Source organism: Segetibacter sp. (genome assembly GCF_025963695.1).
Classification (GTDB): Bacteria; Bacteroidota; Bacteroidia; order Chitinophagales; family Chitinophagaceae; genus Segetibacter.
Genome location: NZ_JAOQAH010000099.1, coordinates 1 through 7,196 on the forward strand (window position 1 = coordinate 1; position 7,196 = coordinate 7,196).

A 7,196-nucleotide genomic window follows, 5' to 3' on the forward strand; every position below is an offset into this window, starting at 1 on the left:
CTCTACACAATGCCATCTATAAAAGAAATAAGTACATGGTCGATTTCCTGCTTCGCAAAGGTGCCAGTGTAGATTCTCTTAATGAAGACGGAATGAATGCCCTGCAATATGCTCAAAAGATGGGTGATGCCGGGGTACTACGGCTGATAAAAGAAAAGATCGGCATCGCTGCTGAAGTTAAAAAACCAGAGGTGCCTGTAAAGGATCCTTTTAAAACTATAACAAAGCCTGCCGCAGCGAAAAGTAATTTCAATCAAGGTGACACGGTGCTGCATAGCAGAGACCGCGGCCGCACATGGGAACGGGGCATTATTAAAGAAGTCTCTACAAATGCGCTTCTTACTACCAACAATAGTCCCTTATACCTTGTGGAGAATATGACTAAGACAAGCAAAAATTATCTCGACATCAATTTCCTTGCAACCTTAGAACGCAAACCAGAATGGACCTCTTTCTTTGTTAGCGATTGGGATCTTTATTTACCCATTGCTGCAACAGAACGAGTTATTGACCGTGATGTTTACCAGATCATTAGTGGTGGCGACAAGCTTCCTCCTTTACGCATCAATGCAAACAATACGTATTCGTGGGTTATTGATAAAAACAACGTAATCAGGGGTAAGTGGAAAGCAAACGACAAAGGTCCCGGCGTTATCCTTTTAAAGGGCGACAGGGGTGTTGACTGGCTTGTTTATAATACGTCCGATGCGCAAAACCGGAAGATTTACAAGAAAGATTATGTTATGATCGTTTCAGATTCGCACTACATTACCAAACATGGGTTTCGCATTAAGTAGCAAAGCAGTACTTATTACATTTTACAACCCTTTTTTTGCTGCGCGGTCTAACGGGCTTCGTCATCAATGCCTTCAATTCCAGGTGTTGTAACTGCAACTGAAGCGTGGCTAAAAATGCAAACTGAAACAACTGCCGGGCGAATGTTAACTAAAGATGTTTGTTTTCTACTGATGATGATTATCACATGGCGATCCCGTAGGTTCAGAACCCCGTGAAATAACCGGGTTGTTCAAGGAGTTCCGCTTCCGTTGTCCGGGTGTTCGAGGTGTTCAACGCGAAGCCCCAGCCCTAAAGGGAGTTATAGAAGATCATTTAAAGTTTTTCGCCCCTTAGGGTTGGGGCATAAACTATTCCTCCATCCGCTATCTTATAAGCAAATCCGATAACATTAGTATTGTAAGGGAAAGTCAGTCCAATTGTTTCCGCTTTAGTAATGCTGTTCGCGTGCCTTTTATAAAGTCAGGAGGTCTAAGACCCCACTTATCCTAAGCGTCCTGCGGAAGACAACCGGACAACCTCACCATTTTAATAAGCAAGAGAACATTCCGGCAGAACGGGTTTAGGAACATCGCCGCCCGTATAAACTACAACCGTGTCTGTTACACCGGCAGATCCCTTATCAGCTCATCCGCTCCCCAAAAGCAGCAGGCAAAAATGGCCTTTTTAATTTTAATAGTATTTCGGTTTTGTTTCTTTTCTGTAGTAAAAGAAATTAAAAACCTACCCTAATTTCTAGGACCAATACACTTTGCACTATTCAATCATATTCGTATATTACTCTATCAAGCTTTAAAGCTTAATCTTAACCCAAAAAAACTAATGCAATGAGAAAATTTTTATTAGCAATTATGTTGCTGCCTTTTGCAGGCTTATTTAGCCAGGGAAAAACTTTGTATGGGGTTGCCCTGGTGCAACCAAAACCAGGACAGTCGCAGGCTTTTGAGACCGCCTGGAAAACCCACTTGACAAAATACCACAATGGCGAAAGCAAAAGAACGGTATATGAAATAGTTAGTGGAGACAACACAGGAACCTATCAAATGATAGATGGCCCTTTTGCTTATGCTGATCTGGATAAGGAGATGGCGAATGAAAAGGTTCATGGCCAGGATTATTTGGGAACAGTATCACCAAAACTTGACGTAGATAAGGAAGGTTATATATACAGGTGGGTGGATACATTGAGTTATAATTTCACAGGAGTTACCGCAACAAAGTTTGTACAAACAAATTACTTTGTGAAACAGGGAAAGATGGCGGACTTTATGAAGGAATTTAGAAGAAGCATTGTCATTAACGAACAAATTAAAAGCCCTTCAAGTTATACTGTGTATGTATTGATGCTTGCCGGTTCAAAATCTCAATTAGTCATCAGAAGTGCATTAAAGGATGGTTTTAAGCAATTAGAAACAAATTATTTACCACCTACTACAGAAGCATTCAAAGCAGCTTATATTAAGCAATATGGGCAAGGGGATTGGGACACTAATCGTGCTCCATCTGCTGGCATATATAACTTGATTGATAGATATGAAACATATCTCGTTAAAGCAAGGAAAGACTTAAGCTCAACAGTCAGTTCAACGGGAAAATAATAAGGTTATTTTACTGTAAAAAGAATTGCTACCTCTGCCAGGTAGCAATTCTTTTAGCTAAGGCTCCGCCGTTGCTGGTGTTATCACCCGCAACTGAGCGTAGGTTAAGAAGAGATCAATCTTGACCCATGTAATGTGTAAGTAACTTCGGTATAAGCATGCCGATGTTTAACAGAGAAAACAAATTGAAGATGGATTTGTGCAAATGTATTTGCCATATGTATTTATTGTTGCTGGCCCCTGGTACTCGTAAAACCGGTTGTTGAGGTTTACTATACACAGGATGCTCCTACGAAGTCAATCTACTTCTTCTACTCTTCTTCCCCTGCACAAACATCCCCCCCCGTATACTTATCATACAACTCAAATAAAAACGCGTTCGTTCGGTTTCGTTTATAAAGGGTTCGATCGTAGCAGAGATCTACGGCTTTGTCTAATGTGTATCCTTCTTTTGTCCCCGGCCTCAGCACTTCTATTATACGGCCGTTGCGTCGCACACTTTTACTGTTGTGCTTGCTTCATCAGCTATGCCCATGTCCCTTGGCCAACACACCAAACTATAAAGTAGACCCCAGCAGGACGAAAAAATTCGTTTAGCAACCCTATTCAGTGCCTTTTGCAAAAGCAGGAGGTCTAAGACCTCCATTTATCCTGCGTTCGAGATCATCCTGCGGAAGACACTCAAACAATCGCATCGCTGTTGTTTAGCAGAGAACATCTGGCAGAACGAAAAACGTTTAATATTGAGGTGCCGTTCGATGATAAAAATTGTATAATGGTAGATCAAATACTAAACCGCCCGAAGCTCGAAATGTATTTCCCCGCTTTTCGATATTATCCTCTTTAAAAGTTCTTAGTTGGGGTACTATCTGACATCCTGCTACTACACAGATAGGAGTGTTTTTTATGCCCCACATAAAATGAAAGCCGGGAGCTAGTATTTGAGACCAAGTAACATCCTTTGGGAGACCTTCAGTGTTTGAATCGGTAATGCGATATGAGAAGGGGGCAGCAATATCAACAATTGAAACAAAAAAAGTATAGCTGTTTCCTTTTAAAGCCCGATAATTTGATCTGCCATTGAGAAAAATATCTGTACCTGAAACAGAACCGGCTTTTAACTTGCGGTCTATCTTGTTCTTTTCAACATGCCGGGTTCCAAAGCTTAAACTTAATCCGATAGGCACTGTAAAGCCTCCCACCCCCTTCCATTCATGTTTTCGATTTGGAAGAAACAATAATTCTTCCCCTGCATAAGCGCCTACATAGCCGTTCAAATCAATTGACATTCTCGCTCTGCGCTTAATTTTATAAGAGCCCGGTGCCATTGCGTAAGATTCAATTACATTACTTAATTCCTTACTGTTTTTAGTAGTGGTTACATCACTTAAAAAAGCTGTAGCCTGCCTGAATTGCCTGACTAAATTTGGCGCCTTGTCTTCTAAAAGTGCAGATAAATGTTCACCGTATAGTTTATAATCTGCAATAGACAAATCGTCCCAGTTTCTCTTAAATAAGTCATTATTCAAACCCATTAAACCGGTGAGTTTTAAGCTGTCAACATACCTAAAAAAGTAATTTTTTCGATCCTTTAGAACAGTAACAACTAGGTCTTTTATGTATTCCTCCGAAAAATTGCTACTGATTTTATCAATAATATTCGTCTTAATAAATGACTGCAAACTATCAGACTGAAACTTATCCTCAAAGGTTCGTGAAAGGGTTGCGGCTGAAATCTTTTCTCCGTTCTTTTTTATGTCGATCATTGCATAATAAGCGTTCATGCAACTCTCTAATGAAGAAACCTGCTTTTTGAATCCGTTATCTTGCATGTAGTACTGCTCAAACACATTATAATGTTTTTCACTTATGAGAAATTTCCAATATCGAAAACCGTTCTTTTTCGCGGCAGCCGTCTCTATGATTTCAATTATTGAATTTAAGGCTGCGCCAAAGTTATTATTGCTAATATAGTCGTAAGTATAAAATGCTTTTTTAATCACTTCCACACCCGTTCTGGCATTACCTTCTTTTGGGAATTGCTTAAGTATGAAATCCAGAATAATTCTTTGATTGTCCCAAAAAGCATCCTTACCTGTATTCGGTTGCATATTTTCGAATTGTCTGTATATGGACAGCAACTCGGTATATTTTCGTTTTAGGGAATGCAAGTTCACTCCTTCATTAGGAGGAAATAAACTTGTATTGAACAGGCTGAAGTACCTTTTTTCATATTTTAGCCTGGTTAACTCATACATCAAACGAATAGAGTTAGTGTCGGTAGAATGTAAACTTTCCGGGCTTAGCCAAAACTTATTACGTGAAGTATCGTATAACTCCTCATTAATAACATAAGCGGCAAAAACTGTTTTTTTTGCCCAGGTACTCCTTAAAGTATCAGGTCCCCCTGTTTCCTGGTTATCGTTCAGGGTTCTTATAATATCAATAAAACTATATTTCTTGACCGCATAATTGGCAAAAAGTATCCCATCCCTTAAATAGTCCCTTAAATCCTTGTCCACGTTGAAAGAGTTGAAGTAATTGCAGTTGACAAAGTTTTGAGGTAGATTAATGAAATCGGAGGATAGCGCATTTCTCCATTCACTTCCAAACTTCGGTAAGGAGTAGGAAAAGCTTTCCTGGGCCAAAACCTTCCACGTCTGGGGAAACAAATCTTTTGCCAACGAATTGTTCTTCAGATATTTTGTTAATTGCTCAATAAAACTTATCGCAACTTCCTGCTTAAATCTGTTAGCCATATAGATAGCGAGCGCATCAATAATTTCGGACTGCGACGGAAAATTTCTGTTAGAAAGATTCTGAGCGTAACCGGCAGAATTGTTTTGAATCGTAACTTCCAGTTTTTCCAGATTTTTTACAAGAAGGTCCTGCTGCTTTAGTTTGTTATATTGAACCTTTACTTGTCGTAAAAGAATTTCGTTATTAAGCCCTAATATTTCAAGTTGTTTTTTGCCTTCTAGCTCAAGGAAGTATTTTATTAATTCTTCCTTTTCTTTTAAAAAGTCCTTCTCAAAGCGATCTCTCAAATCCTCTATTTTCTTAAACAAAACTTCCATAACGACCTTGGAGTTATTAGATAGCGAGTCGTTAAATTCTCTATTTTTAGCGGTATCAACGGAAACTAATTTATTATAAAAGGTGTCTACTGTATACTGGTTACTATTAACAATAAAACGATAAATAATTTTTAATGTTTCCGTGTCTGTAGAATTAGATTTAATTAGTTTTTGCACTGTCTCAATATGGCGGAGAGCTGTATCGAAATAATGAGATTGAAATTTAACCGAGGCTATTTTTGATTTTAATTCATTATCATTAAATTTAGTTGAAGCTACAAGCTTTGAGTATAACTGCGTACTATCCATTTTTTTTAATGCACTGGAGAAAGCCAGTTCTTTAGCTTTTTTGTAAAGATTAAATAACGAAAGATCGGCAGAATCTGGCGTTCCGTACTTTTGTATATATCCCAATATAGTATCGGCACTGTTTCTTTTTGTTGCATCATCTATTCTGCTGGACCACTCTATAATGCGTTTCGCATCGTAAAAAATATTTTGAGCCTTTACCTGGTAGTTAGCTAACCCTATCATTAACATTATAAGCCTTATCAACCTAGTCACATTATTGGATTGCATAAATCTGTTTTTAATAAGTTGTATTTGTTAATTAAACCGATGTTTCATTAATGCACATTCTATCGATCATTTATTTTTATTTGCAAACGCTGCTTTAACTTTCCCTTTCTTCCCCTCCCCAAACATCGCACTCATATACTTATCATACAACTCAAACAAAAATGCTATTCGCTTGGTTTCGTTTATGCACACTTGGGTGCGGTAGCAGTTGCGCCGCCATCCGCTATTTTAGATGCAAATCCCATAACATTAGTATTGTAAGGGAAAGTTAGTTCAATGATTCCGGCTTTAGTAACTCTGTTTGGTGCCTTTTGCAAAGGCAGGAGGTCTAAGACCTCCATTTATCCTGCGTTCGAGGTCATCCTGCGGAAGACACTCGAACAACTGCATCCTGTTGTTGGCAGAGAACATTCCTGCAGAACGGGGCAGCGGACATTCTACGGAGGGCGGGGGAGAGCTGGCATACCCGTTTTTTATTAGGAATGTATGAACGAGTATTTGGTCGGGACGCAGTCTTCAAGCATAGCTTTTGTGCAGTGTTGTATGTGCTAGGCTGCATTGGGTATGTAAGTGCGCAAAAGGCTAAGAGTCTCTAGTAGGACAAAAACTAAAACAATGGTAGATACGGTCAGTATCCCAAATTCGATATTCTCGTGTAAAGAATAATCGTATAGATTTAGAGAGGTGCAGAGGCATTATGATGATTATTTGCACACATCTTCACATGTAACCGTTTATGATACCTGATGCTAATATTAGCAACAGGTTTTTTGGGAACCGGCAGCAGAACTATGTTCAACATCGTTGTGTCACTCACTGGTACTTGTATAACCTTGGCCTAAGCGTGGTTTTCATAGCATAGCTTTGTGTGTTGGCATGAGACCCGGCGTTGCATGCCGGGGTCCCTGCTTACCCGCAAGGCTAAGAGGAGGAGACCGCAGCAGGACGAAAAACCTTAGCAGTTATTTTCCAAATACCAGACGCAGTCTTGCTTATCATTTGCCTCCGTAGTCACAGACATACGGAGAGCAGCGGACATTCTACGGAGAGCTGGGATGTATGGTTGAGCTAATATGAATTAACGTAGAGTTTTTTTGATCTTTGAGCGGTCGTCAGGATAAAAGAACAATCTCCCCATAGTCTCTGG

General features: G+C 39.5%; 5 protein-coding genes. 2 read left to right on the top strand and 3 right to left on the bottom strand.

The features are described from left to right. The coding region (locus JWR87_RS18165) for an ankyrin repeat domain-containing protein (RefSeq protein WP_297822890.1) at positions 1-797 on the top strand (797 nt) is incomplete at its 5' end. Between the two features lie 825 nt (positions 798-1,622). Further along, complete coding sequence (locus JWR87_RS18170) at positions 1,623-2,393, top strand: hypothetical protein (RefSeq protein ID WP_297822893.1); 771 nt, start codon at positions 1,623-1,625, stop codon at positions 2,391-2,393. A gap of 311 nt (positions 2,394-2,704) precedes the next feature. Here JWR87_RS18170 and JWR87_RS18175 read toward each other — a convergent pair whose 3' ends face one another. The 3 genes from JWR87_RS18175 to JWR87_RS18185 form a co-directional block, all read right to left on the bottom strand. Further along, complete coding sequence (locus tag JWR87_RS18175) at positions 2,705-2,890, bottom strand: hypothetical protein (protein ID WP_297822894.1); 186 nt, start codon at positions 2,888-2,890, stop codon at positions 2,705-2,707. A 240-nt stretch (positions 2,891-3,130) separates the two neighbouring features. Continuing rightward, positions 3,131-6,049 (bottom strand): hypothetical protein, encoded by a 2,919-nt coding sequence (locus JWR87_RS18180; protein WP_297822896.1) that lies wholly within the window; start codon positions 6,047-6,049, stop codon positions 3,131-3,133. A gap of 182 nt (positions 6,050-6,231) precedes the next feature. Then, positions 6,232-6,390 (bottom strand): hypothetical protein, encoded by a 159-nt coding sequence (locus tag JWR87_RS18185; RefSeq protein ID WP_297822898.1) that lies wholly within the window; start codon positions 6,388-6,390, stop codon positions 6,232-6,234. Between the last annotated feature and the right edge of the window lie 806 nt (positions 6,391-7,196).